This window comes from Gordonia mangrovi, assembly GCF_024734075.1.
GTDB classification, from domain to species: domain Bacteria; phylum Actinomycetota; class Actinomycetes; order Mycobacteriales; family Mycobacteriaceae; genus Gordonia; species Gordonia mangrovi.
The window spans coordinates 3,384,846-3,411,074 of record NZ_CP102850.1 but is presented as its reverse complement, the minus strand read 5'-3'; the positions used below and the strand labels follow the sequence as shown (position 1 = coordinate 3,411,074).

The window sequence follows — 26,229 nt, the reverse complement described above, 5'->3', positions numbered from 1 at the left end:
TGCTCGATGTACCCGGGCAACCGGGCAGTCGATCACCACGTACCCGGCTGAGTGGCGAGACGGGCATCGTCGCGGTGGTGCACCTACCCCGCACGTATGCAGGCACCGACCTCAGCCCGGGTATCGCCCGGCGAGATCACGTCCGATGATCTCCTTCATGATCTCGGTGGTACCCCCGACGATGGTCTGCACCCGGGCATCGGCATACGCTCGCGAGATCGGGTATTCGTCCATGTATCCGTAGCCACCGTGCATCTGCAGACACTGGTTGATGATGCGGTTCTGCAACTCGGTGGTCCACCATTTGGCCTTGGCTCCGAGCGTCGCATCGAACTCGCCGTCGTTGAGAGCTCGGATGCCCTGTTCGAGAAAGGCTCGGGTGATCTCCACCTCGGTGGTCATCTCCGCGAGGGCGAACCGGGTGTTCTGGAAATCGATGATCCGTGAGCCGAACGCCTTGCGCTCACTCGTGTATCGGATCGTCCAGTCCAGCGCGGCCTCCGCGGCCGTCAGCGCCCGCCACGCGATCGACAACCGCTCCAGCGGTAGTTGTGCGGTCAGATGATGAAATCCACGGCCCTCCTCGCCGACGAGGTTGCTCGTCGGGACGCGGACGTCGGTGAAGGCGATCTCGGCGGTGTCCTGCGCGTGCAGACCGAGTTTGCGCAGCTTTCGGCCGCGGATGAAACCGGGCGTGGTGGTCGGCACGAGAATCAGCGACAGCCGCGGCCTGCCGTCCTTCTCCCCGGTCCGGGCCGCGGTGAGAACCACGTCGGACGAGTATCCGCTCGTGATGAACGTCTTGGCGCCGTTGATGACCCACTCGTCACCGTCGCGTACCGCGGTGGTCTTCATCCCGCGCAGATCACTGCCGGCGGCCGGCTCGGACATGGCGATCGAGGCGACGACGTCACCCTGGGACATCCCCGGCAACCATTGCCGCTTCTGCTCGGTGGTGCCGAGCTCGGTGAGGTAGGAGCCGACGATGTCCTCGTTGATCGAAAAGCCCGAGGCGAGTGCAGCGGCGCCGACCCGAGCCAGTTCCTCCTGGACCACGCACCGAAACCGGTAGTCGGCACACCCGCCGCCGCCGTACTCCTCGGGGAATCGCAGTCCGAGGATCCCCAACGCGCCCGCGGACTTCCACACCTCACGCCCGGTCTCCCGGTTCTCCTCCCAGATGTCCAGGTTCGGCTCCACATCGCGGGTGACGAAGCCACGGACGACCTCGCGAAACGCCTCGTGATCGGCGTCGTAGAAGCTCTGTGTCACTGTCGATCTCCTTGTCGCGCGCGGCTTCGGACGGTCAGCTCATCAGTTCGTACAGTGTGGCGTTGGCCGTACCGCCGCCCTCGCACATGGACTGCAGGCCGTACCGGATGTCGTTGTCGCGCATGTGGTTGATGAGCCGCGTGGTCAGAATCGCCCCCGACGCGCCGAGCGGATGTCCGACGGCGATGGCGCCGCCCACCGGGTTGACGCGGGCGGGCTCTGCGCCCGCCTCGATCTGCCAGGCGACCGGAACGGGCGCGAAGGCCTCGTTGATCTCCATCGCACCGATGTCGTCGATCGACAGACCGGTACGCGCGAGGAGTTTCTGCGTGGCCGGAATCGGACCGGTGAGCATCATGACCGGGTCGTCCCCGACCACCGACCCGGCCACGATGCGCGCGATCGGCCGCAGCCCGAGGTCCGCGGCGCGCTGCGAGGTCATGATCATCACACCGGCAGCTCCGTCAGAGATCTGGGACGCATTTCCGGCGTGGATCACCCCGTCCTCGCGGAAGGACGGCTTCAGTGTCGCGAGCTTCTCCGGCGTCGTACCGCGCCGCAGACCCTCGTCGGTGGTGATGGTGCGCTCGCCCAGCTCGACATCGACGGTCTGGGCGTCGAACGCACCACGATCGATCGCGGCCGCAGCCAGTTCATGCGAACGCGAGGCGTACTCGTCGAGTTGCCCACGCGAAAGTCCCCATTTCGCGGCGATCATCTCGGCACCCGAACCCTGATCCAGCCCGGTGACACCATATCGATCCAGCACGGTCTGCCCGTACGGGAACCCGGATTCCCGCGCGGCTCCGAGCGGCACTCGCGACATCGTCTCCACGCCGCCCGCGACAGCGATGTCGTAGGCCCCCGCGATCACCGCGTGCGCCGCCGACTCGATGGCCTGCTGGCTCGATCCGCAAGCGCGGTTGATCGTCACGGCGGGAACATGATCCGGCCATCCGGCGGCGAGCACCGCGAACCGTCCCACATTGCTCGATTGATCACCGAGTTGGGTCACACATCCCCACATCACGTCGTCGATCTGGCCCGGGTCGATTCCGGTGCGTGCGGTGAGTTCGCGCAAGACCAGAGCCGACAGGTCGACGGCATGGACCTCGGCGAGCGATCCATGTCGTTTGCCGATGGGGGTACGGACCGCTTCGACGATCACAGCGTCACGGGTCGACATCATTCTCCTGTCGTCGGCGGGCAGTAGCCCGGTGTGGTTCTCATCATGGCCTCTCGACGCGCCAACGCTGCAACAGATCGTCCACATGCGTCGGCTGCGCGACAAAGCCGTTTGGAAGCCGTGGGGTCCATTGCTCGGCGTCGCCGGCGACCAGCACCTGACGTTGTGCCACCTGAGGGTGCTGCGCAGCCTCGGACAAATCCAGTACCGGCGACAGGCACGCGTCGGTGGATGCGGCCAGTCGGGCCCACTCGTCGCGGGTGCGGGTTCGCAACGCATCACCGATCGCCTCCCGCAATGCCGGCCAGTTCGCCGGATCCTCGCGGCCCACGGCGAGGCCTGGATCGAGGTCGAGGACCTCGAGCAACGCGACGAAGAACGGTTCCTCGAGCGCCCCGACCGCGACGAAACGTCCATCAGCACAGGCATACACGTCGTAGTACGGCGCGCCCGTGTCCAGACGGTTCGTCCCGGCGACATCCGACCACGTTCCGCGGGAACGGTACTCGTGCTGCATCGATGTCAGGTAGGTGGTTCCGTCGATGATCGAGACGTCGAGCACCGCGCCCTCCCCCGTTCTGCCACGGTCGTGGAGGGCAGCGAGAACGGACGTGGCCAGGTACATCGCCCCACCGCCGAAGTCACCGAGCAGGTTCGCCGGCGGAACGGGTACGCCCCCGGCCCGGGTGGCCAGGTGCAGTGCTCCGGTCACCGCGATGTAGTTCAGGTCGTGGCCCGCGGTGTGTGCCAGCGGCCCGGTCTGACCCCACCCGGTCATCCGCGCATAGATCAGACCGGTCTCGCAGGCGCGCACATCGTCGGGCCCGAGACCCAGACGTTCCATCACGCCCGGCCGGAACCCCTCCACCACGACGTCGGCCGCCGCGATGAGTGCCCGGACCCTGGTGCGCACATCGGCGTCCTTGAGGTCGACCTCCAGTGTCTCGCGGTTGCGTACCAAGGCCGGCACCGACGACCCCGGACGGCGCAGCGCGATCACCTCGGCCCCGAGGTCGGCGAGCAACATGCACCCGAACGGTGCAGGACCGAGCCCGACGAACTCCACCACCCGCAGCCCAGTCAGCGGGCCCGTCGCGCACGGCGGATGCGTTGCCGAGTCCGGCTCGTCGCCGATGGGCGTTGTCTGGGTGCGGTTCAATGGCTTTCGATCGCACGTTCCGGGCACGCCGCGACCGCCTCGAGGGCGGTGGCCTCCGCGCCGACGGGGATGTCGATCTCCGCGTTGAGGGCATAGCCGTCGTCGTCGAGGTCGAACAACTCCGGCGACGCCGCGAAACAGCGGGCGTGGCCGGCACACTTGTCCAGATCGACACTGACCTTCATCGTCTACTCCGTTCCTCGTCCACGTCCGATCGGCCTCGTCACGTCACCGCGCCGGCGATCTTCATCGCGATCAACTGGTCGTCGTCGAAACCGAGTTCACGCAGCACCTCGTCGGTGTGTTCGGCGAACGCGGGCGCTCGGCTGATGTCGACGCTGGTGTTGTCGAATTTCACCGGGTTGGCAACCAGTTTGCGCGGGTTGCCCTCGGCGTCGAGCACCTCGGTGATGCGTCCGTTGGCGATCAGCGCCTCGTCGTTGCCGATCTCCCATGAATCCTGCACCACCGCCCACTGTCCGCGGATGTCCTTGAGTGCGGCCCGCCAATGCTCGAGCGGTTGCCGGGAGATGATCCCGGCAAAGATGTCCATGGCCTCGGCGTGATTCTCGGTGATCAGCGCGTCGGTCGCGAACCGTTCGTCATCGACGAGTTCGTCGTGGCCGATCGCGCGGCAGAACTCCGGCCAGTACCGCCCGGCCTGGAGCATCGACAGTTGGATCCAGCGTCCATCGGCCGTCCGGTACGCACCGGAAAGCGGGTTACCGGCGGCAGCCGATCGCCGTTGCGCCGATTGCGCAGGCAAGGCCTCCCCTTTCATCAGCGCCATGTTGACAGTGAACTGGGTGGCCCAGGCCCCGACAGCGAGCAGGGAGACATCGAGTTCCGAGGTCTCGCCCGTCATCGCGCGTCCGTACAGTGCGGCGGCGATACCACCGGCGATGGTCATCCCGCCGATGTTGTCGCCGTAGGCCCCGGCAGGCATGAAGCTGACCCGATCCGCACCTGCCGGTGTGGTGCCGAACGCGCTCCCGCCCCTGGCCCAGAACGCCGTCGAATCGTAGCCGCCCTTCTCGGCATCCGGTCCCTCCGTACCGAAACCGCTGCCCGACACGTAGATGATGTCGGGGTTGATCGCGCGGATGTCGGCCACCGTGATTCCCAGCTTGTCGCGGGCGGTCGGCAGGAAGTTCGTGAGGAACACATCGCTGTTGCGGACCAGTTCTTCGAGCACCGGCCGTGCCTCCGGACGCTCGAGAGCCAGACCCACACTGCGCTTTCCGCGGTTCGGACCTTCCATGATCGGCGAGAACGACGAGCCGGCGGCATCGTAGCCGAGCACCCGCACCAAACCGCGCTGCGCGTCGCCCTTTTCGGCGTGCTCGATCTTGACGATGCTCGCACCCCAGTCGGCGAGCACCGCGCCGGCAGCCGGAACAAAGGTGAACTGTGCCACCTCCAGAATGCGGACACCCTCCATCGGACGGTGCATATCGTCTCCTCACAATCGGTGTCTCGGTGTGTTGAGCAGGGTGCCCGCTGGCCGACCCTCGCGAAAGCCGGTTCCCGGCTGTCGAGACCAGGTCACTCGCTGATCAGCTCCAGGATCGTGGCGTTGGCCTGACCGCCACCCTCGCACATGGTTTGCAGCCCATAGCGGATGTCGTTGCGGCGCATGTGGAAGATCAGGTCGGTGAGAATCCGGGCGCCCGACCCACCGAGTGGGTGACCGAACGCTATGGCACCACCGTTGGGATTGAGCAGTTCGTCGTCGGCACCGATCTCGCGCTGCCACGCCATGGGGACCGGGGCAAAGGCCTCGTTCACCTCGAAGACCCCGATGTCGCCGAGGGACAGGCCCGACCTGGCCAGGGCCTTCTCTGTCGCGGGGATCGGGCCGGTCAGCATGATCACCGGGTCCGAACCCGTGACGGCCGCGGTGTGCACGCGGGCGATCGGTCGCAGCCCGTGGCGGCGCGCAGCGTCCTCGCTCATCACCAACAATGCTGCGGACCCATCCGAGATCTGCGAGGCGTTGCCGGCGTGGATCACCCCGTTCGCGTCGAACACCGGCTTCAGCTTGGCGAGAGTCTCGACGGTGGTACCGCGGCGGATGCCCTCGTCCGCGATGACCACACCGTCGGGTGTGGTGACCGGGATGATCTGGTCGTCGAGCAGTCCCGCATCCTGCGCGGCCGCGGCCCGATCATGCGAACGGGCCGCATACGCATCGACATCGGTGCGGCTGAAACCCCACTTGGCGGCCATCATCTCCGCACCGACGCCTTGGTTGGGGATGACGTTGTCGTACCGGGACCGGTAGCTCTCACCGAACGGGCTGGCGCCGACCGAGGTCGACGAACCCATCGGCACCCGTGACATCGACTCCACACCACCGGCCACGACCACGTCGTAGTGGCCCGCCTCCACACTGGCGACGGCGAAGTTGAGGGCCTGCTGCGATGACCCACATTGGCGGTCCACCGTGACGCCGGGGATGGTTTCCGGCCACCCGGCACTGAGGACGGCGGTCCGCGCGATGTCAATGGCTTGTTCGGACACCTGCTGGACGCAGCCCCAGATCACATCATCGACCAGGTCCGGCTCGATCCCGGTCCGCTCGACAAGTGCGCGGAGAACGCCGGCCGACAACTCGGCCGGGTGAATCCCCGACAGTGCCCCGTTTCTCCGCCCGACCGGGGTACGAACGGCTTCGACGATGACTGCTGACATGACGCTCTCCTCGCTACGTTTCTGGTCGCATCGATTGGTCGATGCGTCCGGTGGCCGCACACCCACTCATGCGGTGGTGGCCTCGAGTTCCGCGACGAGCTCGAGCAGGCGTCTGCGGTCCACCTTCAATGACACGCTGCGGGGAAGCGACTCGACCGCGTGAATGCTCACCGGCACTTCGTACGCCGTCAGATGGGTCCGCAGGTGATCTTTCAGCTCGGCCTCGGCGACATGCTGTCCGTCGATCAACTCGACGACCGCAACCGGTACCTGACCGAGTCGCTCATCGGCTCGACCGTAGACCGAGGCGTCGAGGACAGCGGGATGGGCACGTAATGCATTGGCCACCACCTCGGGCTGCACCTTGAATCCCCCACGCAGGATCGCATCGTCGGCGCGACCGTCGATGTAGAGGAAACCGTCGGCGTCGATGTGCGCGAGATCGCTGGTACGAACCCAATCCCCGGTACCCGACCCGGTCTGCCCCGAACTGACCTCGAGCCTGCCGGTGTCGTCGGGAGGCAGCGGGTGCCCGTTGTCGTCGACGACGCGCAACCTGACGCCGGGGAACGCACGACCCACGCTGCCGCGCTTACGCTCCCACCATTTCGCATGCATGGGCTTGGTCCAGCCGGCGACGGCACCGGAGAACTCGGTGGCGCCATAGACGATCAGCACGGGAATTCCGTAGCGAGCGATGAACTCGTCGGCGAGATCCGGACTCACGAATGTGGTGCCGGCAGTCACCGCACGCAGACTCGACAGACGTTCCGCCGGAACGTCGGCGTTGAGGACCGAACGCATCGCGGCCGGAGGGAGACTCGCGATCCGCGGTTTGTGTTCCTCGATCGCACCCGCCCAGCCCTCGACGGTGAATCGCGGCAGGAGCACGAATGGTCGCGCTTCGGTCAGCGCCTGCAAGACACCCCACATCCCACCGATGTGCACGATGGCCAGCGTGACCAAGGCAACTCTGCCGGTGAGGGGTTCGCGCTTGCCGTGCTCGGTGCCGACGTGTCCGTGCACCGCCGCCATCGCGGCATCGAGCTGGCGCCACGTCAGCGGTACACGTTTGGGCGGTCCGGTCGTCCCGGAGGTGAACATCTCGATGGCGATGGCACCGGTGGACTCGGGATCGGTCGCCGACGGAGTTACAGCGCCGTTCGACGACGTCGAGTCCGCTCGCGAGGCGCGCTGCGCCACACCCTCGTCGATGGCGAAACCGTCGATGCCCAATTCGACGACCACGGCCGCGAATTCATCGGCGCACCAGAGTTCTTCCGGTGCGAGGATCACGTCGGGACGTGTCATCTCCAGATCTCCGGAAATGCGCGCGATAGGCTGCATCGGGTTCAACGTGGTGAGTGTGCGCCCATTGCTCAACAGGGCGACCAGGGCGGCGATCGAATCCACCCGGTTGGCCAGGACCACGCCGACCCGAGCGCCTTCGACCGCGCCCACGCGGATCAGTGCGCGGTCGATCTTCTCCGCCAACGATCGCACTTCCGCCCACGTGTACCAGCGCCCGTCCTGCTGGATCATGCGGGCATCATCGGTGGCCGACCACAGCTGACGTAGCGCCTGCCTGATACCCGACATGCCGCCTCCATTCACCTTCACATCACTGCGCCGCGACCGGCCGGCCCCACCGAGACCGGTCACGGAGTTGGCCGCTTCGTCGTCAGACGTTTGCATCGCTCATTCAAGGTATATGACATAGTTAACTAGGACAACCTTATGGACGGCATTGTCGTCCGCCACATGACTCGTGCAGTAGGAACCGACTCAACGAGGCAGACCGAGGCCACGTTCGGCGATCACGTTCCGCATGATCTCGGAACTGCCGCCGGCGATGGTGTAGCCCCGGGCATACAGGAATTCGTCCTGCCACCGTCCACGGTCGACGGCGTGGGGATCGGTGTCGACCAGGACCCCGTCGGCGCCGCAGAGGTCGAGTGCGAATGCGGCGATCTCGACTCCGAGTTCGCTGTACATGAGCTTGGCCATCGGTGCGTCACCGGGCCGCACATCGCCCGCGGATGCGCGACTCAGGCCGGCATAGACCAGTGCGGACAGCGCATCGACAGACGCCGAGAGCGCGCCGAGACGATCGCAGATCGCCGAGTCCTCGATCGCCGGCCGGCCGTGTCGCTGCACCACGGCGGCGAGATCGACGAGCGCGTCGATGTTGCGCTGCAGTCGGACCGCATTGTTCGCCACGCCGGCCCGTTCGTGCGCGAGACTGGAATTGGCGATGCGCCAGCCCTGATTGACCTCCCCGATCAGCGCATCCGCGGCGACGACGACATCGTCGAGGAACACCTCGTTGAAATCGGCGGTGCCGGTCATCTCCCGCAACGGCCGAACGTCGACCCCGGGCAGCGTCATGTCGATGAGGAATGCGCTGATGCCCTTGTGCTTTGCCGCTTCTGGATCGGTCCGTGCCAGCAGATATCCGTAGTCGGCCCAGTGCGCGTTGGTGGTCCAGACCTTCTGGCCCGTGATCCGGAAGCTGCCGTCGTCGAGTCCCGTTGCGCGTGTCCGCAGGGAGGCGAGGTCGCTGCCCGATCCGGGTTCGCTGAAGAGCTGACAGAAGATGAGCTCGCCGGACCGGATACCACCGAGATGGCGGCGTTTCTGTTCGGCAGTCCCATGGTCGATCAGCGCGTTCGCCACCAGGTTCGCGGCCCCCTGTACCGGCGCGGGCGCACGGTGGCGGGCGATCTCCTCACCGACGACCACGTCTCGCTCGAGCTGATGGGATGCCCCGCTACCGCCGTACTCTGCCGGCCAGGCGCCACCGAGGTAACCCGCATCGAAGAGATCGCGGGTCCACTTCTTGAGCAGCGCCAGCTCCTCGGCGTCCTCGGCGCTGCGCACCCCGGCCTTGGGCGGGATCGCCGGCGCGTGGCCGCGGACGAACTCACGGACCTCGGCGCGGAAATCGTCCAGCTCGGCGCCCGTCCCGTAGTGCATGACCATCTCACTCCCTGCCGACGCCGTCGATGACGTTGCGGCACTTACCTGACTTCGTACTCGCGCGTGGCGACCTCGGACCGGACCACCTGGGCCTTGCCGATCGGGTTGCCCAGTGACGTGTAGGCCATTCCGGTGGCCAGTGCTTGCGACCTCCCGGTGTCGCGGGATTCCCAAATGGCCCGAACACTGCCCTGGATTGCCGCCGGTGGCTTGGCGGCGATGCGTCGTGCGAGCACGTCGGCCCGCGTCCATAGCTCGTCTCGGGCAACGATCTCGGAGACAAATCCGATCTCCCTGGCTCGCTCGGCGGACATCCGCTCGTCCAGGCCCAGCAGGACCATCCGGAGCACCTCACCGATGGGGATGCGGTGCGCCAGTCCGATGGGTTCGAGCGCGGCCACCAGGCCGTAGGAGACGTGCGGGTCGAAAAACTGTGCGTCGTCACTCGCGACGATGATGTCGGATTCGTTGAGCCAGTACAGCGCACCGCCGGCAGCCATCCCGTGCACCGCGCTGATCAGCGGCTTCCAGCAGCCGTTCTGTTTGGGCGACAGATCGATTCCGGGGTCGCGCCGGCTGAACACGTTGTCGGAGACGAAGGTCCCCTCGCGGGTGTCCATCCCGGTGGAGAAGGCTCGTTCGCCTGCCCCGCGCAAGACGATGACGTGCACGTCGTCGGATTCGCGGGCGAACTCCCAGACGCCGCGGAATTCCTCCCGCATGACATTGGTGAACGAGTTCATCCGCTCCGGGCGGTTGAGGGTGATGGTCAGCACGTGCTCGTGGAGTTCGGCGATCACCGTGGTCAGGTTCTCGAGTTCCATGTCACCTCCGTTGGTGCGCAGCGTCCGGGTCATGCGGGCTCCGACGCCGGTTCACTCAGGTTGACCAGGCGGTCCACCACATGGCGGCGGACCAACTTGCCGGTCTCGGTTCTCGGAACCTCAGGCCAGTAGACGAACCGGTCCGGGGTCTTGCTGCTACGCAGCGCCTTACGGACGTGATCTCGCAGCGACTCCGAGTCGACCTCGACTCCGGGTCGCAGCACCACCGCCGCCTCGATGCGCTGACCCCACTCGTCATCGGGAACACCCACCACCGCGACGTCGAGGACGTCGGGGTGGCGCAGGATGACGTCTTCGATCTCGGCGGGCGCGATGTTCTCCGCGCCGCGGATGATGGTGTCGTCCGCACGGCCACCGACGAACAAGAAGCCGTCGGCGTCGAGGTAACCCTTGTCGCGGGTGTCGAAGAAGCCCTGTTCATCGGTCACCCGGCCGATACCGGCGTACTCGGCAGAGACCTGCTCGCCGGCCACGCAGATCCGGCCCACCTCGTCGGGTCCGAGCAGGGCGCCGTCGTCGTCGCGGATCTCGATGACGACGCCGGGTAGGGCGCGCCCGACCGAGCCCAGACGTGCCCGGATGCGTTCATCAGTGCCGGCGAGCGCATCGCGGTGATCGTCGGGTCCGAGAACTGCGATGGTGGAACTGGTCTCGGTGAGACCGTAGGCGTTCACGAAGCCGACCTGGGGCCAGAGTTCGAGCGCCCGCTCGATGACCCGCGAGGGCATCGGCGCGCCGCCGTAGGCGAGGTTGCGCAGTGACGGTATGTCTTTGTCGGCGTCGGACTCCACGATCCTCGACAACATTGTCGGTACGACGAGCGCGTTGGTGATATGTTCCGCGCGCACCGTGTGCAGCCATTGCTCCGGTGTGAACTGTTCGAGCACCATCGTCCGCCGGCCCGCGTAGAGGTTGCTGATCACGTTGGCCACGGCGGCGATGTGGTAGGGCGGGACGCTGACGAGAGCGGCCTGGTCCTCCCCTGCGTTGGCGAACTCCACTGAACCGAAGACGTACGAGGTCAGGTTCTCATTGCGCAACAACACCCCCTTCGGTGCCGCCGTGGTTCCGGAGGTGTAAATGATCACCGCCGGGACCTCGGGCGCAGCGTCGTTGCCGCCGTCTACGGTGGGCTCGGTCGTCTGCGCGCTGATCATCCACTGTTCGGGAGTGATGGTGGCGAGTCCTGCGCGCTGCAGGATGTGTACGTGCTCGGCATCGGCGATGCCGAGCGCCGACGGGTGATTGGCAAGCAGCGCATCGAGTTGTTCGGAACCGAGTCGATAGTTGACCGGGACGAGCGGCACCCCGGCACGTGCCGCGGCGAACATCGCCACCGGGAATGCCGGACCGTTCACCGCGAGATAGACCACCGCCTCCGCGGAGTGCGCTCGGATGACCTCGGCGCCGGCGTCGGCCATGCTACGCAGCTGCGCCGCGGTGATCCCGGAGTCCTGTGGCCCGATGACCACCCGGTCACCGAAACCGTCGGCGGCCATGTCCAGCAACAGTCCGATGTTCATGCGAGCTCCACTCCCCTGTCCGATAGCGCTGTCCGGTGGCATCATCGCGCGGCGACACGCGCCACCACACCACTCATGCCGTTGTGTGGGACCACTCCGGGAATCTTACATAGTTTAGTTAGTATGATAACTGCATCACAATCGTCGACGACGCACAACGTTGCGTCGCACACGAAGGAGATCGTCATGGACCTCGCACACCGGAAGGCCGTCGTCGTGGGCGGAGCCTCGGGCATGGGCCGCGCCACCGCGGAAGCACTCGCCGCCGGCGGTGCGACCGTGGCAATCCTCGACCGAGAGGGCAGTGACGGCAAGGACGTCGCCGCCGAAATCGGGGGTACCTTCCACGCGGTGGACATCCTGGACTTCGACGGAACCGAAGGCGTGCTCGCCGATGCGGTGTCCGAGATGGGTGGACTGCACATCGCGGTGAACACGGCCGGCGGCGGAAGGGTGCAGAAGACCTTGGGCCGCAGTGGCCCCCACGATCTCGACATGTTCCGTCAGGTCGTCGACCTGAACCTGGTCGGCACGTTCAACCTGAACCGCCTCCAGGCGCAGCACATGAGCGCCAACGATCCCGTCGACGAAGAACGCGGCGTCATCGTCAACACGTCATCGTTGGCGGCCTTCGAAGGCCAGATCGGCCAAGTCGCCTACGCCGCAGCGAAAGCCGGAATCGCCGGTAGCGCCCTGGCCATGGCCCGCGATCTGGGCCCGTTGGGAATTCGCGTGGTCGCGATCGCACCGAGCCTGTTCTCGACCGGCGCCACCGCGAAGTTCAGCGAAGACCAGGTGGCCCCGCTGGTGAAGGACGCCGCCTTTCCAAAGCGGATGGGACGGCCGAGTGAGTACGCGAAGCTGGCGTTGGCCATCGTCGACAATCCGATGCTCAACGGGCAGTGCCTGCGACTCGATGCGGGGCAGCGGTTCGCGCCACGTTAGATGGGTGATTCCCGCGCAGCCCCTCCAGGTTGACTGTTCCCCCAGGCAAGACCCCTTCCGGTCCAGTAGCCGTCAAACCCCAGGCAAGCCCCTCCCCGCTGGTCGAGTAGTTGTCGAGCCCCAGGCAAGCCCCCCTCCCCGCTGGTCGAGTAGCTGTCGAGCCGCTAGGCGAGACCCTCCCCCGCTGGTCGAGTAGCCGTCGAGCCGCTAGGCGAGACAGCGTATCGAGACCACTTGCACAACAATCGATCTCCGGCACACGCGAATCCCGATACGATCGCTCCCCAACCGGTCCGCGGATACCCGATCAACAGAACAGGCGCGCACCGCCCGCAGGTCAGTCCAGCAGGTCCTGCACCTTGAGGTCCTCCCGCCCAAGCATGACGAACTCACGGGCAACGCCCATGTGTTTCTGCCAGTGGGCAAATGCTCCGGCACCGTCGCGCGCGCGGAGCAGCTTGATGAACTTCCGCTGAGACCGGACGAACAACTTGTAGTTCGACTCATGTTGCGCACGATCGCGATTCACGTTCTGCTGCGCGAACGCGACGTGATTGCGTTCGAAGATCTCGTGCACCATGCCGGAGATGAGGGCGAGTGTCGGGCTGCCCGACAACCGCACCATGAGCGAATGGAACTCGGCCGCGGCCTTGCCGAATTGCCCGGATGCGTACTCGTCGGGCACCACCTCGTCGACGAATCGCTCGAGTTCATCGAAGGCGGTCTCATCGCCTTCCTCCGCGAGCAAGCGCGCGGCGGCGGGCTCCACGGCCTCCAGTGCCCGATAGACATCGGCGACGGTGGCACCCGCGAGTTCCAGCAGCAGCGATGCGGGCCGCGCGACAACCTCGGGTCCGGGGATACACACCTTGGCGCCCGAGCGGGACCCGCGGCGCACCTCGACGAGTCGTTCGGCCTCGAGCACGCGGATGGCCTCGCGCAGTGTCGGCCTGCTGACCGAGAACAACTCCATCAGTTCGGCTTCGTTGGGCAGGTGGTCGCCTGCGGAAAGCTCGCCGTCGACGATCATGCTGCGCAGCTTGCGGGCGACGAGCTCCGCGGTCTTGGGGGTACGGATGCCCCGCTCGCCGTCGGAACGCGTCGCAAAGATCGCTGCCAGGGAGTTGTCGGTCACGTGTGGGTCCTCTCGTCGACAACGTTCACTTGTTAAGTTACCTCACCGTCAGCGACGCGCGTGACCTGGACATTCACGTCATCGGCGGAGCAAGATCGCACCGGACGGCACCCCACCGCCCGCGGTGACCACAGCCAGTTCGGCATCGGGCACCTGGCGCGAGTCGGCGTGTCCACGCAGTTGCCGGACCGCCTCGCGAAAGAAGCCATAACCGTGCAGCCGTCCGGCGGAGAGCTGACCACCATGCGGGTTGACCGGCAGCCGGCCGCCGAGTCGGATCGCATCTCCGTCGCCGATGAAGTCCGCGGCACCGCCCAGTTCGCAGAAGCCGAGAGCTTCGAGCCACGACAACGCGTTGAAGGTGAACCCGTCGTAGAGCAGGGCCACGTCGACATCATCCGGTGAGCAGTCGGTCCGTGTCCAGAGGTGCTTCGATGGCCCCAGCGACTGCGGCAGGTGCGTCAGGGTTCCCTGATCCCACGACAGCGTCTCCATGATCTGGGTACCGACGGCTTCGACGAACACCGGCGGGTTCGGACCGTCGGTGGCGTAGTCCACCGCCGAGACCACCACGGCGACCGCGCCGTCGACGGGGACGTCGCAGTCGTAGAGACCGAACGGGCTCGAGATCATCCGCGCGCCGAGGTAGTCGTCCATGGTGATCGGCTCGCGGTACACGGCCTCGGGATTCGCGGCGGCATGCTGTCGAGCGGTGACCGCGATCGCACCGAGCGTCTCCCGGGAGCCACCGTATCGGTGAAAATAGTTGCTGGCGCACAACGCGATCCAGTTGGCCGGCGACATCGCCCCGTAGGGGGCCCGATGCTCGGTCATCCCGGTGGCGCGCGCATCCGGCACCACCCACCTGCCGTCGCGGACCATGGCCGCGTGTGAGCTCTCCCAGACCGTGCGATAGCACAGCACGTGTCGGCACAGGCCGGATGCGACCGCGAGCATGGCCGCGATGATCGAGCCGTTCTGCCCGGGGAACTCGTTGCCGCCGCTGACCCAGGTCGGGCGGATGCGCAGGATCTCCTCGACCGGCATCGTGCCGCCCTCGGTGAGGCCACCGCCGATCGGGCCGCCGGGATAGGTCGCCAGCCCGTCGATGTCCTCGAAGCGCAGTCCGGCATCGGCGACCGCCGCTTCGCAGGCGTCTACGGTCAGGGTCAATGGGTCGACCATCAGCCGTCGCCCCACCTCCGACTGTCCGATGCCGGTGATGGCCACCCGTTCCTCGAACTTGTCCGGCGACGCCATCGGCCTCGATCGCGCGGACAGATCCTCCGGTTCGGGAATCGGGCCCTCGTCGGGCCGTTCGTCGTCGAGTTCGAACAGCGGGATCCAGATGTCGGCAGCCGCCTGTTCGAAGGTGACGCGCACACGCGTTCCGACGCCTACGTCCCCCGGGTCGCAGCCGACGATGTTGGTGGTGAGGCGGGCCGCGGAATCCTCTTCCAGCGCAACGATGGCGATGATGTAGGGCGCCGGGAAGGCGGGCAGCCACTGCTGTTCGTTCACCGTGACGGCGACCACCACACCGCGCCCCGTGACGGGGCTCATGGTGACGTCGCGGCTGCGGCAGTGTGGACACATCGGTGGCCGCGGATGCGACAGCCGACCGCACGCTTCGCATCGCGCGATCCGCAGCACGCCGTCGGCACCCGAGGCCCAGAACTCAGCCGACCGCAACGTGGGCTGCGGCAGTGGCCGGCCCGTCACTCGTGGCCTCCGCTCTCCTGATTCGGCAACGGTGTCGCGCAATCCGACCGTGTCACGTTCATCCGGCGGCATGCAGATCCACCACGCGTCGACGATGGTCGGCGACGGTGCCGTCGAGGAGTTCATCGACCTTGATCCGCCGGATGAGCAGATGGACGTCGTGTTCCCAGGTGAATCCGATGCCGCCGTGGATCTGTAGTGCGAGTTGGCCCGTGTCGCCGGAACTCTTGCAGGCGTAGGCCACCGCCGCAGCCACCGCAGCCGCGCGCTCGCCGGGGTTATCACCGTCGAGCGCGAGTGCCGCCCGCCACAAGACCGATCTCGATGCCTCCACCCAGAGCGCCATGTTCGCGAGGTGATGTTTCACAGCCTGGAAAGAACCGATCGGTTGTCCGAATTGCGAACGCTGTCCGGCGTAATCGATGGCCATGGTCAGAAGTCGATCGGCGCAGCCCAGGGCGTCGACGGCGCGGAAGGTCGCGAGCTGTTCGGACAACGCGGCGGCCGAACCCGTGGACAACGTTGCCCAGTCACCGGATTCGAGGGTGACGTCGATGTCGACCACCGCCCATGATCGCAACAGATCGAGCGTATCGAGAACGGTGACCTCGATGGCCTCGACCCGGATGACGGCTGCCACTTCTGCCCCGTCGTCGGTCTGTGACACCACGACGATGCGGTCGGCGTCTATCAAGCCGGTGATGGGCGCACTGCGGCCGGTGACCCGGAGGGTGTCACCATCGATACGCATGTGGAGGCCGGGTGCGGGAGGTACCGGGACCACGATCTCGGTGCTCTCGGCCGCGTCGTCGGCGCTCGAATGTCCGATGTCCTCCAGTAGTCGGGCGGCGATGGCCATCTCGGCGAGCGGCAACGCACTGCCTGCCCATCCGTGGGCTTCGGCGAGCACCAGCAGATCAACATGGGTAGCGCCGACGGCGATGGTGAGCAACCCGGCCAGGCCGGATTCGGCGACGTGCTTGCGCATGGCGGCAGTGATCCGGGCGGGCGACTCGTCGATGGACTCGCGTCGTTCCAGGATGGGATCGTGCTTGTGCAGCCAGGCGCGCTCTGCCTCGGCGAGATCGAGCTGCTCGGTACTCAGCGCGAAATCCATGAATCCTCCTTCGTCCGCCTATCCAACGTAGTTAACCATGTGTAGTCGATGGACGCGAGGACTTTCGGGCAACAACAGCAGACGCGGGCCGCGTCGATGTGCGTGCCAGTGCAGTGCTGGCGACGGTACATCTGCGCGACCCGCGTCGGCGTGTGGTGCTGCTCAGACCCCCGCGTTCGCGTCCTGCTTCTTCTTCAGTTCCAACGCGATGTCGATCAGCTGATCTTCTTGTCCGCCGACCAACTTCCGATTACCGGCTTCGATGAGAATCTCGGCGGCCGAGACGTTGTGGCGTTCGGCGTGCCCCTCGGCGTGCTTGAGGAAGCTCGAGTAGCAGCCGGCGTAGCCCATCATCATCGCCGAGCGATCCACCAGGCATTCCGACGGCATCGCCGGTCGCACCACATCCTGGGCGGCGTCGGCGATCTTCATGAAATCCACGCCGGTGGTGATACCCAACTTGTCGCACACCCCGACGAATGCCTCGGTCGGCGTGTTTCCGGCACCGGCCCCGAAGCGGCGGATCGAGCCGTCGATCTGCTGCGCGCCGGCACGAATGGCGTTGATGGAGTTGGCCACTGCGATGTCGAGGTTCTCGTGCCCGTGGAAGCCGATCTGCGCATCATCACCGAGTTCGGCTCGTAGCGCCTGCACCCGGTAGGTGACGTCCTCGAGGACCAGTGCGCCTGCGGAGTCGACCACGTACACGCACTGGCAGCCGGCGTCGGCCATGATGCGGGCCTGTTCGGCCAGCTTCTCGGGCGGCTGCGAATGGCTCATCATCAGGAATCCGACGGTCTCCAACCCGAGATCGCGGGCGAGCCCGAAGTGCTGGATCGACACGTCGGCCTCGGTGCAGTGGGTGGCGATGCGGCAGATCTGCCCACCGTTGTCCTGCGCAGCCCGGATGTCGTCCTTGGTGCCGAGTCCGGGCAGCATCAGGAACGCGATCTTGGCCTGCTTCGCCGTCTCAGCAGCAGCCTTGATCAGTTGCTGCTCCGGGGTTTTGGAGAAACCGTAGTTGAACGACGATCCGCCGAGTCCGTCGCCGTGGGTCACCTCGATCACCGGCACACCCGACGCGTCGAGCGCGCCGACGATGTCACGCACCTCCTGCTCGGTGAACTGGTGACGCTTGTGGTGGCTGCCGTCGCGCAACGACGAGTCGGTGATGCGGATGTCGAGCGTGTCGGAGTACTTGCGGGCGTTGGCCATCAAATCCGGGGTGGCGATAGTCATGCCGAGGCTCCCAACTTCGTCTTTGCGATCTCTTCGCCCACCTTGGTGGCGGCGGCGGTCATGATGTCGAGGTTGCCCGAGTACGGCGGCAAGAAATCGCCGGCGCCTTCGACCTCGACGAAGATCGACACCCGGGCGTGGCCGCCGTTGATGGCCGAGGGCGGATCGAACTGCGGATCCTGCAACAGTCGATAGCCCGGCACGTACTGTTGGATCTCTTTCTCACGCTTGCGAATCGACTCGGCAATCGCGTCGGTGTCGGCGTCCTCCGGGATCGCGCAGAAGATGGTGTCACGCATGATCATCGGCGGGTCGGCCGGATTCAGGATGATGATCGCCTTGCCACGCACGGCACCACCGATGGTCTCGATGCCCTTCGACGTCGTCTTGGTGAACTCGTCGATGTTGGCGCGCGTACCCGGCCCAGCCGACACCGACGCGACCGAGGCGACGATCTCCGCATATGGCACCGGCACCACCGACGACACCGCATGCACCATCGGAATCGTCGCCTGCCCACCACAGGTGATCATGTTGGTGTTCGGTGCGTCGAGGTGTTCACGCAGATTGGCCGGCGGCACCACCGCCGGCCCGACCGCCGCGGGGGTGAGGTCGACGGCGGTGATCCCGGCCGCCTCGTATTTCGGCGCATACTCACGATGCACGTAGGCCGAGGTGGCCTCGAAGATCAGGTCGGGTTTGTCCGACGACCCGAGCAGCTCATCGGCACCACCACTCATGGTGATCAGCCCGTGGTCCGCGGCCCGCTTCATGCCCTCGGAGTCGGCGTCGATACCGACCATCCAGCGAGGTTCGATGACCTCGGATCGTTGCAGCTTGTACATCAGGTCGGTGCCGATGTTGCCCGACCCGATGATCGCTGCGGTCAGTTTGGCTGCCACGTGCGCCTCCTGTTTCTTGACATGTCGAAAGTCGTTGATGGTCAGTCGAAATCGAGGGTGACCGATCCGAGGCCGGCGAACTCGGCCACGAAATGGTCACCCGAGCTGATGTCGATGGCGCGAGTGGCGGTACCGGGCAGAATCACATCGCCCTTGCGCAGCCGCACCCCGAAACTCTCCACCTTGCGCGCCAACCACGACACGGCATTGAGCGGGTGGCCGAGCACCGCCGACGAATTGCCCTTCGCCACGATCTCCCCATTACGGTGCAACACCGCGTCGATGTCGCCGGTGTCGATCTCGCTGATCGGGACGCGCTGCTCGCCCAGGATCCAGCCGCACGACGATGCGTTGTCGGCGATCGTGTCGCACAGCGTGATCTTCCAATCGGTGATCCGCGAGTCGATCAGTTCGATGGAGGGCACCACCCACTCCACCGCATCGATGACGTCGTCATTGGTACATCCCGCACCGGGGAGGTCTTTGCCCAGAATGAACCCGACCTCCACCTCCACCCGGGGAAAACACAGTTTCGCGGCGTCGATCGGGGTCTTCTCGAAGTACTGCATCTCGTCGAGCAGATGGCCGTAGTCCGGCTCGTCGACGTTCATCATCTTCTGCATCGCCTCGGACGCGAGACCCACCTTGTGCCCGGCGACCTTCGCTCCGGCATCCAGGCGTTTACGGATGTTGATCAGTTGGATCTCGTAGGCGTCGACGACGTCGAGTCCCTGATACGAATCGGTCGGCCGGTCAATCGCCACCGCACTGTGCTCCGCGTTCCACAGATCGGCCGCGATCTGCTCGCGTATTGCCTGGTCGACCGCCACGTGGTCTCCTTCTCGGTAGAAAGAACGTGTTCTAGTTTAGAACATGTTGCAGTTGTGCGACATGCCCCCGCCATCAACCCCACCAGACAACGGGCACCCTTCGCCCGTCCCCGACCACTCAGTGGGAGTCAACACAGTTCTGCCCACCCAGATGTAGCGGGAATCGACTCCTGGCGACGATTCCCGCTACATCTGCGTGGAGGCGGCGGCCGAGAGCGCAGCCACGATCCTGGCGATCACGTCGTCGGGGTGGTTGACGAGGTCGTTCCAGGTGAAGTTGAGTACCGTCCAGCCGGCGGCGATGAGGTCATTGCGGCGAGTGCGGTCGTTCTGGAATGCATCGGCGTCACGGTGATAGGCCATTCCGTCGATCTCGACGGCGACACGCTCGGCGACGAACGCGAAATCGATGACGTACCGCCCGCTCGAATAGTTGGCGATCCAACCGGTGATGCCGGCCGCTTCGAACAGACCGACCGTCAACCGCTCGGCCGAGGAGCGCGCGCCCGAGCCGACGCCCTCGAGCAGGCGTCCCATCGCCGTCGCCCCGACGGTCCCGCGCCTCCTGTCGTAGACGGCCCGAAGTTGCCGCTCGGACACACGGCGCAGGAGCAGTGCCCGATCCAGAACGGATACGTCTCCTTCGACAGCGCCCTCGAGAACGGACAACGGCAATCCAGTCACCATGAGGTGGGAACGTTCGACCACATCACGATCGTCGAGACGACGAACAGCCCGGACGCCGGGTACCGGCTTCACGTGGCCACCGGGAGTGGCGGTGACCGTGACGGTCGCCGGCGGCGAGTTGGCGACGCCATGCCAGTAGGCGGCACCCAGTCCGGACAGAATCGCGGTGCCACCCACTCTGAGAACCGCGATACGGATCGTGCTGCGCGGGGTGACCGGATGATGGGCGAGACGGTAGATGCCGTAGGCCTCCCGCACCCAATCGCCCGACCCAACCAGCCTGCGCAGCGCCGAGTTGTCGAGACCGTGTACATCGGCCTCTGCCGCGGTCACCACCCCATCACGTTCGAGCGCGAACTGGCGGAGTTGCTTGCTCAACTTCACCCGATTTCGACGCACCAGCCCACCGACGGGTTCCCCGCCCCGGCGCGCTGTGCAGACGTAGCCAGAATCGGCACCCACCGACGATTCCCGCTACGTCTGCGGCGGGTGCCGGCCGCGGCCCCTGGCGCGAAATTTCTGCAACGTGTTCTAATTCTAGGTGAGAACACGTTCCACCCGTGGCGCATGAAGGGACTTCCATGGCCGGCGCGACCGAACCGACAGAGACCACCACCTCCCCGGAGACCGACACGGAGACCTACGACGTCGTCGTCGTGGGCGCGGGTGCGGCCGGCCTCAGCGCGGCCATCACCGCAGCCGCGAGTGGCCTGAAGACCGTGATCATCGAGAAGTCTCCGTACTGGGGTGGTTCGACCTCACGCTCGGGTGGCGGCGTCTGGATTCCGAACAATTCCGTACTCAAGCGCGACGGCGTCGACGACACCGTCGAGAAGGCGCGCCAGTACGTCCACGCCATCATCGGCGAGCACGCTCCGGCCGAGCGGATCGACGCCTACATCGACCGTGGCCCCGAGGCGCTCGACTTCCTGATGAAGCACGCCCCGTTGGAACTCGAATGGGTGAAGAACTATTCCGACTACTACCCCGAGGCGCCGGGCGGGCGGCTCGGCGGACGGTCGGTGGAGCCCCGGCCCTTCGACGCCCGGGCGTTGGGCGATGATCTGCAGACCCTGCACCCGCAGTACACCAAGGCGCCGCTGAACATGGTGGTGTTGCAGTCGGACTACCGCTGGCTCAACACCGGACTGCGGCATTGGCGTGGTCCGCTGCGGATGGCGAAGGTCGGCAGCCGATTCTTCTGGGCCCGTTCCCGCGGCAAGAAGCTGATCGCGATGGGCGCGGCGCTGGCCGCCGAACTCCTGCTGGGCGTGCGACAGCTCGGCGTGCCGCTCAAGCTGAACACAGGTCTCACCGACCTGCTCACCGAGGACGGCCGCGTGGTCGGGGTGTTGGCCGAATCCGCGGGCAACCAGTTCCCCATCCACGCCCGACACGGCGTCATCCTGGCCTGCGGGGGTTTCGAGCACAATGCCGAGATGCGGCAGAAGTACCAGCGCGAACCCATCGGCTCGGACTGGACCACCGGCGCCCCGTCCAACACCGGCGACGGCATCAACGCCGGACTCAAGGTCGGTGCCGCGGTGTCGTTGATGGACGACTCCTGGTGGGGCCCGACGATTCCGCTGCCGCGCGGACCGTGGTTCGCGCTGTCCGAGCGGTCGGTGCCGGGCACCTTCATCGTCAACGAGCGCGGCGAGCGGTTCATGAACGAGTCCCTGCCGTATGTCGAAGCGGTGCACCAGATGTACGGCGGCGACTTCGGGCAGGGCGACGGCCCGGGTGAGAACGTGCCGTCCTGGCTGATCATGGACCAGAATTGCCGCAACCGATATCTGTTCGCGGGGGTCAATGCGCGCCAGCCGCTTCCGAAGAAGTGGTTCGACGCCGGGGTGGTGGTGAAAGCCGGTTCGATCCGCGAACTCGCCGACAGGATCGGGATTCCCGCAGACGCGCTCGCGAACACCACCGAGCGGTTCAACGGTTTCGCCCGCTCCGGTGTCGACGCCGACTTCGGTCGCGGCACGAGCGGCTATGACCACTACTACGGCGACATCACCAACAAGCCGAACCCGAGCCTGGGTGCGCTGACCAAGGCTCCGTTCTACGCGGTCAAGATGGTGCCCGGCGATCTGGGCACCAAGGGCGGCATCGACACCGACGCGAGCGGTCGTGCCCTGCGGGCCGACGGGTCCGTCATCGATGGCCTGTACGCGGCCGGCAACACGAGCGCGCCGGTGATGGGGCACACCTACGCCGGGCCCGGCGCCACGATCGGCCCCGCCATGGTGTTCGGCTATCTCGCCGCGCTCGACGCTGCCGGCCGGGCCGCTGCCGCATCCACCACCACGACCAGCACAGGAGCCTGATCACCGTGCCCATCGATCCCGCGAGTGCCGTCGGCGCCGAACTGCCCGAGGTCAGCTTCGAATGGTCGGCCTCCGACGTCGCGCTCTATCACCTCGCGGTCGGCGCGGCTGCCGACCCGATGGACACCGCCGGGCTGGCCTACGTCGACGACAAGTCCCCCAAGGTGCTGCCGTCGTTCGCCACCGTCGCCGCATCCTTCCACGCGACCGAGGCACCGAGGGTCTCGTTCCCGGGCATCGACATCGACCTGGCCAAGGTGGTGCACGGCAGCCAGCAGGTGACCGCGCACCGCCCGTTGCCGGCGAGTGGGAAGGCGACCACCCGGACCCGGATCGCCGAGGTGCAGGACAAGGGTTCGGCCGCCGTCGTCATCCAGGAATCGGTGACCACCGACGACTCGGGGCAGCCGCTGTGGACAGCACACTCGTCGATCTTCGCCAAGGGCGAGGGTGGATTCGGCGGCGAACGCGGCACGTCGAACAAGGTCGCCTATCCCGATCGCGAACCGGACCATCGCCTTTCGGTGCCGACACTCCCCCAACAGGCGCTGCTGTATCGCCTGTGCGGTGACCGCAATCCGTTGCACAGTGATCCGGCATTCGCTGCAGCGGCGGGCTTTCCGCGACCCATCCTGCACGGCCTGTGCACCTACGGCACCGTCTGCCGCGCGGTCACCGACGCCGTACTCGACGGCGATGTGACCGCGGTGCGCGACTACTCATCCACCTTCGCCGGTGTCGTCTTCCCCGGCGAGACACTGAACGTCAACGTCTGGGATGAGAACGGGACGCTGTTGATCGCGGTGACCGTCGCCGAGCGCGACAATGCGCCGGCGCTGGGGAATGTGGTGCTGGCGATCTGAACGTGAGCCGAACCGCTGGTCGAGGAGCGACCGACCGAGTGACCAAACCGCTGGTCGAGTAGCGACGAACGGAGTGAGGAGCGTATCGAGATCAGTCACCACCGGTGGTTCTCACCACACCACGGTGGGCGTCGTCCCGGGACGACGAATCGGACAGTAGTCTCGACGCGGACCATCCGCAGTCAAACCCACGCCCACCCGGGCGATCCCGCGAGGAGACCTGATGAGTGATTCGCTGCAGTCCCTGCTCGACAACGACCGGCCGGCCGTGGTGGCCGACCTCGTCAACGTGATCGATTCCGAGGTATCGGATCAGAAGGGACTCGGTGGCGCCGCCGTGAAGACCGCCTACGCCGCGGCACAGAAGGTGAAGCCGGGCGTGGTGTCGTCGGCGACCAACCTGATGCTGCCCGACTTCCTCGCGGCGCTGCAGCCGTTCTGGGATTCGAAGCCTGCCGGGACGCCGTTCGCCGATCACCTGGTGGCCAACGGCGACGCCGCGGCCGAAGCATTGCTGACGGTGACCGACGATCAGGCGGAGTCCGCCCGACCGGCACTGGCCAAGGTATACAACTCGCTGCGCGGCAAGGCCAAGGGATATGTCGCGGCGTCGCTTCCGCGTGTCGGCGCGGCGATCGAAAAGCACGCCGCCTAACACCTCACCTATCGACCCGATGCGCTCATCGACCGGCCCGCACGGCCGATCGGTGGGCGCATCCGCGTATGGGGGTGCGCCTGGCGTGGATGGGTCAGGCTGCCGAGGTGACGATGAGCAGCAGGCCGACGACGACGGCGATCAGCGCGCCGAGCATCGACAGCACTCGCCACACATGCACCCGCGCCGGCGTGTAGTCGGTACGTTGCGAAGAGGCGACTTGTGGTGACGCCATGACTTCTCACTTTCGGTAGTCCGGGTCAACGCTGACCAGCTGGACGGCGATCACCGGTCTCGTGGTACTGCAGTGATAAATGTGTCACAAGTTTTCCGGTGATCGCGCTCACCGACGGCGCGTGTCATGATCACGAAAAGGCAACAGGTCGGAGGGCACGTGGTGCAGACGGCAACGAGGAGCACACGGGGCTTGGACCTCCGGTCGATCTGGCTCATCACCATCGCGTGTGCCGCCGTCAGCATGGTGGTCGCCGCGATGGCCGCGCTCAACACCGCACTGCCCGCGATCGCCGTCGACACCGGCGCCGATTCCGCTCAGATGACGTGGATCGTCGACGGGTACACCTTGGCGCTGGCGGCGCTGTTGCTGCCGGCCGGGGCCATCGGCGATCGGTTCGGGCGACGGGGCGTCCTGATCGTCGGCCTGTTCGCTTTCGCGGCCGCGTCGGTGCTGCCCATCTGGATCGACGAGCCGGTGCAGTTGATCGTCACCCGCGTCCTGGCCGGTGCGGCCGCCGCGCTGATCATGCCCGCGACGCTCTCGCTGATCACCTCCGGCGTCCCCGAGCATCGCCGCGCCATCGGCGTCAGCGTCTGGGCTGCGGTCGCCGGTGGCGGCGCCATCGCCGGCTTTCTGGTGACCGGTCTTCTGCTCGAGTTCTTCAGCTGGCATTCGATCTTCATCACGTTCGCCGCGTCGGCTCTGCTCACCGCGCTGCTCAGTCTCACCATCGGCACATCCCGTGACAGCAATCCCGGCCGGTTCGACATCGCCGGGTCCCTGACGTCCATCCTGGCGGTCACCGGGGTGGTGCTCGGTCTGCTCGAGGCACCGCACCGGGGCTGGGCCGACCCGCTCGTACTCATCAGCCTGGTCGGCGGACTCGCCTTGGCCGTCGCCTTCGTGATACTCGAATTGCGACGCATCTCTCCGCTCCTGGACGTGCGATTGTTCACCAACCGCGCTTTCGGCTCCGGCTCACTGTCGATCGCCATGCAGTTCTTCGCCTCGTTCGGCGTGTTCTATCTGATTCTTCAGCAGCTGCAGTTGGTATTCGGCTACACACCGCTGCAGTCGGCATTCGCGCTGATGCCGATGGTTGCCGGCGTCGGTGTGTTCGCGTTGCTCGGCAACTGGATCGCCGTGCGGTTCCACGCCCTGCGGTTCGTCCTGGCCGGCGGCATCATGCTGTGCGGCATCGGCATCGTGCTGTTGGGGGCCGTCACGTACGACAGCTACTGGGGTGCGTTGTGGATCATCGTGCTGTGCGCGATCGGGATCGGCCTGGCGACCGCGTCGTCGACCACCGCCATCATGGCGAACACGCCGATCGACAACCAGGGTGTGGGTTCGGCGGTCAACGACACCGCGCGCGAACTCGGCGCGGCCATCGGGATCGCGGTGGCCGGCAGCATCATGGCCGCCGGCTACTCGTCACGAATCGGACCCGTCGCCGACAATGCGCAGGCGCAGCTCACCGCGGCAGGTGAGCGACGCATAACCGCCGGCGACCCGATCGTCGGGCAGATGTTGGTGCAGCAGGCAGGTGAAGCCGCCGAATACATCCGGCGATCGTTGGCCGAGGCGACGGCCGTGGTCGACCGGCTGAGTGAGCAGGCCGGTCCGCTGGCCCTGCAAATCGCGACCGACGCCCAGAACGCCTTTCTCGAACCGATGCGCCAGGCCTACATCGTGCTCGGATCGGTGCTGATGGCCAGCGCGGTGGGGCTTCTCTGGCTCGCGCCGCGTCGCGTGGTGCCGCACTCGGCCGCAGGCTCCGATGCCACCGCAGAGACCGACGCGGTATCTGTCGGAGCAGCCGACGCCGACGAGGGGCCGTCCACCACCCCGCCGATCGAGTAGGGCCGAGCTTGCGAGGGCCGGTATCGAAATCGCCCAGCCACCGGA

General features: G+C 66.3%; 23 protein-coding genes. 5 read left to right on the top strand and 18 right to left on the bottom strand.

What is annotated here, in order from left to right:
- Positions 1 to 111: 111 nt before the first annotated feature.
- From NWF22_RS15430 to NWF22_RS15385, 10 genes are all read right to left on the bottom strand, one after another.
- On the bottom strand, positions 112 to 1,272 hold the full coding sequence (locus NWF22_RS15430) for an acyl-CoA dehydrogenase family protein (protein WP_160903524.1): 1,161 nt from the start codon (positions 1,270 to 1,272) through the stop codon (positions 112 to 114).
- Between the two features lie 34 nt (positions 1,273 to 1,306).
- Positions 1,307 to 2,458: a thiolase family protein gene (locus tag NWF22_RS15425; protein ID WP_160903525.1), complete on the bottom strand. Its 1,152-nt coding sequence runs from the start codon at positions 2,456 to 2,458 to the stop codon at positions 1,307 to 1,309.
- Positions 2,459 to 2,501: 43 nt separating this feature from the next.
- Positions 2,502 to 3,617: a CaiB/BaiF CoA transferase family protein gene (locus NWF22_RS15420; protein ID WP_202398898.1), complete on the bottom strand. Its 1,116-nt coding sequence runs from the start codon at positions 3,615 to 3,617 to the stop codon at positions 2,502 to 2,504.
- Positions 3,614 to 3,802, bottom strand: a complete 189-nt coding sequence (locus NWF22_RS15415; RefSeq protein ID WP_160903526.1) for a ferredoxin — start codon at positions 3,800 to 3,802, stop codon at positions 3,614 to 3,616. The genes NWF22_RS15420 and NWF22_RS15415 overlap by 4 nt, the downstream gene beginning before the upstream one ends.
- Positions 3,803 to 3,840: 38 nt before the next feature.
- Positions 3,841 to 5,070, bottom strand: coding sequence for a CaiB/BaiF CoA transferase family protein (locus NWF22_RS15410; protein WP_160903527.1), 1,230 nt, complete (start codon positions 5,068 to 5,070; stop codon positions 3,841 to 3,843).
- A gap of 92 nt (positions 5,071 to 5,162) precedes the next feature.
- Positions 5,163 to 6,311 (bottom strand): thiolase family protein, encoded by a 1,149-nt coding sequence (locus tag NWF22_RS15405; protein ID WP_160903528.1) that lies wholly within the window; start codon positions 6,309 to 6,311, stop codon positions 5,163 to 5,165.
- A gap of 66 nt (positions 6,312 to 6,377) precedes the next feature.
- Entirely contained in the window at positions 6,378 to 7,910 is a 1,533-nt protein-coding gene (locus NWF22_RS15400; RefSeq protein ID WP_160903725.1) for a class I adenylate-forming enzyme family protein, read from the bottom strand.
- 186 nt (positions 7,911 to 8,096) lie between these two features.
- Positions 8,097 to 9,287 (bottom strand): acyl-CoA dehydrogenase family protein, encoded by a 1,191-nt coding sequence (locus NWF22_RS15395; protein WP_160903529.1) that lies wholly within the window; start codon positions 9,285 to 9,287, stop codon positions 8,097 to 8,099.
- Positions 9,288 to 9,331: 44 nt separating this feature from the next.
- Positions 9,332 to 10,114, bottom strand: coding sequence for an enoyl-CoA hydratase/isomerase family protein (locus NWF22_RS15390; RefSeq protein ID WP_160903726.1), 783 nt, complete (start codon positions 10,112 to 10,114; stop codon positions 9,332 to 9,334).
- Positions 10,115 to 10,143: 29 nt separating this feature from the next.
- Positions 10,144 to 11,658 carry a class I adenylate-forming enzyme family protein gene (locus NWF22_RS15385; RefSeq protein ID WP_160903530.1) on the bottom strand — a complete coding sequence of 505 codons (1,515 nt, stop codon included), beginning with the start codon at positions 11,656 to 11,658 and terminating at the stop codon, positions 10,144 to 10,146.
- Between the two features lie 186 nt (positions 11,659 to 11,844).
- Between NWF22_RS15385 and NWF22_RS15380 the strand changes: the two genes are divergently transcribed.
- Positions 11,845 to 12,603 carry an SDR family NAD(P)-dependent oxidoreductase gene (locus tag NWF22_RS15380; protein WP_160903531.1) on the top strand — a complete coding sequence of 253 codons (759 nt, stop codon included), beginning with the start codon at positions 11,845 to 11,847 and terminating at the stop codon, positions 12,601 to 12,603.
- Positions 12,604 to 12,940: 337 nt separating this feature from the next.
- Here the strand turns inward: NWF22_RS15380 and NWF22_RS15375 are convergent, their stop codons facing one another.
- The 7 genes from NWF22_RS15375 to NWF22_RS15345 all read right to left on the bottom strand — a co-directional run bounded on the left by NWF22_RS15375 (position 12,941) and on the right by NWF22_RS15345 (position 20,697).
- Positions 12,941 to 13,738 carry a FadR/GntR family transcriptional regulator gene (locus tag NWF22_RS15375; protein WP_160903532.1) on the bottom strand — a complete coding sequence of 266 codons (798 nt, stop codon included), beginning with the start codon at positions 13,736 to 13,738 and terminating at the stop codon, positions 12,941 to 12,943.
- Between the two features lie 78 nt (positions 13,739 to 13,816).
- Positions 13,817 to 15,586, bottom strand: a complete 1,770-nt coding sequence (locus NWF22_RS15370) for a thiolase C-terminal domain-containing protein (protein WP_233751568.1) — start codon at positions 15,584 to 15,586, stop codon at positions 13,817 to 13,819.
- Positions 15,519 to 16,577, bottom strand: coding sequence for an acyl-CoA dehydrogenase family protein (locus tag NWF22_RS15365; protein WP_160903533.1), 1,059 nt, complete (start codon positions 16,575 to 16,577; stop codon positions 15,519 to 15,521). Before NWF22_RS15365 ends, NWF22_RS15370 begins: the two co-directional genes overlap by 68 nt.
- A 162-nt stretch (positions 16,578 to 16,739) precedes the next feature.
- Positions 16,740 to 17,816 (bottom strand): 4-hydroxy-2-oxovalerate aldolase, encoded by a 1,077-nt coding sequence (dmpG, locus tag NWF22_RS15360; RefSeq protein ID WP_160903534.1) that lies wholly within the window; start codon positions 17,814 to 17,816, stop codon positions 16,740 to 16,742.
- Entirely contained in the window at positions 17,813 to 18,718 is a 906-nt protein-coding gene (locus NWF22_RS15355; RefSeq protein ID WP_160903535.1) for an acetaldehyde dehydrogenase (acetylating), read from the bottom strand. Before NWF22_RS15355 ends, dmpG begins: the two co-directional genes overlap by 4 nt.
- Before the next feature lie 41 nt (positions 18,719 to 18,759).
- Positions 18,760 to 19,548 (bottom strand): 2-keto-4-pentenoate hydratase, encoded by a 789-nt coding sequence (locus NWF22_RS15350; protein ID WP_160903536.1) that lies wholly within the window; start codon positions 19,546 to 19,548, stop codon positions 18,760 to 18,762.
- A 186-nt stretch (positions 19,549 to 19,734) separates the two neighbouring features.
- The gene (locus tag NWF22_RS15345) at positions 19,735 to 20,697 is read right to left on the bottom strand and encodes a PDDEXK-like endonuclease domain-containing protein (protein WP_309249714.1); all 963 of its coding nucleotides are present in this window, start codon (positions 20,695 to 20,697) and stop codon (positions 19,735 to 19,737) included.
- Positions 20,698 to 20,816: 119 nt separating this feature from the next.
- Between NWF22_RS15345 and kstD the strand changes: the two genes are divergently transcribed.
- From kstD to NWF22_RS15330, 3 genes are all read left to right on the top strand, one after another.
- Positions 20,817 to 22,565, top strand: a complete 1,749-nt coding sequence (kstD, locus tag NWF22_RS15340) for a 3-oxosteroid 1-dehydrogenase (protein ID WP_160903537.1) — start codon at positions 20,817 to 20,819, stop codon at positions 22,563 to 22,565.
- Between the two features lie 5 nt (positions 22,566 to 22,570).
- Complete coding sequence (gene chsH3, locus NWF22_RS15335) at positions 22,571 to 23,428, top strand: enoyl-CoA hydratase ChsH3 (protein WP_160903538.1); 858 nt, start codon at positions 22,571 to 22,573, stop codon at positions 23,426 to 23,428.
- A 223-nt stretch (positions 23,429 to 23,651) separates the two neighbouring features.
- Positions 23,652 to 24,083, top strand: a complete 432-nt coding sequence (locus tag NWF22_RS15330) for a DUF6918 family protein (protein WP_160903539.1) — start codon at positions 23,652 to 23,654, stop codon at positions 24,081 to 24,083.
- Between the two features lie 94 nt (positions 24,084 to 24,177).
- On the opposite strand, the gene NWF22_RS15325 is transcribed toward NWF22_RS15330, so the two are convergent.
- A complete protein-coding gene (locus tag NWF22_RS15325; protein ID WP_202398899.1) occupies positions 24,178 to 24,318 on the bottom strand; it encodes a hypothetical protein in 141 nt (46 codons plus the stop codon).
- Positions 24,319 to 24,561: 243 nt separating this feature from the next.
- Here NWF22_RS15325 and NWF22_RS15320 point away from each other — a divergent pair, with 243 nt between their 5' ends.
- Positions 24,562 to 26,184 (top strand): MFS transporter, encoded by a 1,623-nt coding sequence (locus NWF22_RS15320; RefSeq protein WP_233751683.1) that lies wholly within the window; start codon positions 24,562 to 24,564, stop codon positions 26,182 to 26,184.
- Positions 26,185 to 26,229: the final 45 nt, after the last annotated feature.

Excerpts from the sequence above, each read along its gene's own strand:
- NWF22_RS15425 (WP_160903525.1), bottom strand. The coding sequence starts at position 2,458 with ATGTCGACCCGTGACGCTGTGATCGTCGAAGCGGTCCGTACCCCCATC.
- NWF22_RS15415 (WP_160903526.1), bottom strand. The coding sequence starts at position 3,802 with ATGAAGGTCAGTGTCGATCTGGACAAGTGTGCCGGCCACGCCCGCTGT.
- NWF22_RS15410 (WP_160903527.1), bottom strand. The coding sequence starts at position 5,070 with ATGCACCGTCCGATGGAGGGTGTCCGCATTCTGGAGGTGGCACAGTTC.
- NWF22_RS15405 (WP_160903528.1), bottom strand. The coding sequence starts at position 6,311 with ATGTCAGCAGTCATCGTCGAAGCCGTTCGTACCCCGGTCGGGCGGAGA.
- NWF22_RS15400 (WP_160903725.1), bottom strand. The coding sequence starts at position 7,910 with ATGTCGGGTATCAGGCAGGCGCTACGTCAGCTGTGGTCGGCCACCGAT.
- NWF22_RS15395 (WP_160903529.1), bottom strand. The coding sequence starts at position 9,287 with ATGCACTACGGGACGGGCGCCGAGCTGGACGATTTCCGCGCCGAGGTC.
- NWF22_RS15390 (WP_160903726.1), bottom strand. The coding sequence starts at position 10,114 with ATGGAACTCGAGAACCTGACCACGGTGATCGCCGAACTCCACGAGCAC.
- NWF22_RS15385 (WP_160903530.1), bottom strand. The coding sequence starts at position 11,658 with ATGAACATCGGACTGTTGCTGGACATGGCCGCCGACGGTTTCGGTGAC.
- NWF22_RS15380 (WP_160903531.1), top strand. The coding sequence starts at position 11,845 with ATGGACCTCGCACACCGGAAGGCCGTCGTCGTGGGCGGAGCCTCGGGC.
- NWF22_RS15370 (WP_233751568.1), bottom strand. The coding sequence starts at position 15,586 with ATGAACTCCTCGACGGCACCGTCGCCGACCATCGTCGACGCGTGGTGG.
- NWF22_RS15365 (WP_160903533.1), bottom strand. The coding sequence starts at position 16,577 with ATGGATTTCGCGCTGAGTACCGAGCAGCTCGATCTCGCCGAGGCAGAG.
- dmpG (WP_160903534.1), bottom strand. The coding sequence starts at position 17,816 with ATGACTATCGCCACCCCGGATTTGATGGCCAACGCCCGCAAGTACTCC.
- kstD (WP_160903537.1), top strand. The coding sequence starts at position 20,817 with ATGGCCGGCGCGACCGAACCGACAGAGACCACCACCTCCCCGGAGACC.
- NWF22_RS15330 (WP_160903539.1), top strand. The coding sequence starts at position 23,652 with ATGAGTGATTCGCTGCAGTCCCTGCTCGACAACGACCGGCCGGCCGTG.
- NWF22_RS15325 (WP_202398899.1), bottom strand. The coding sequence starts at position 24,318 with ATGGCGTCACCACAAGTCGCCTCTTCGCAACGTACCGACTACACGCCG.
- NWF22_RS15320 (WP_233751683.1), top strand. The coding sequence starts at position 24,562 with ATGGTGGTCGCCGCGATGGCCGCGCTCAACACCGCACTGCCCGCGATC.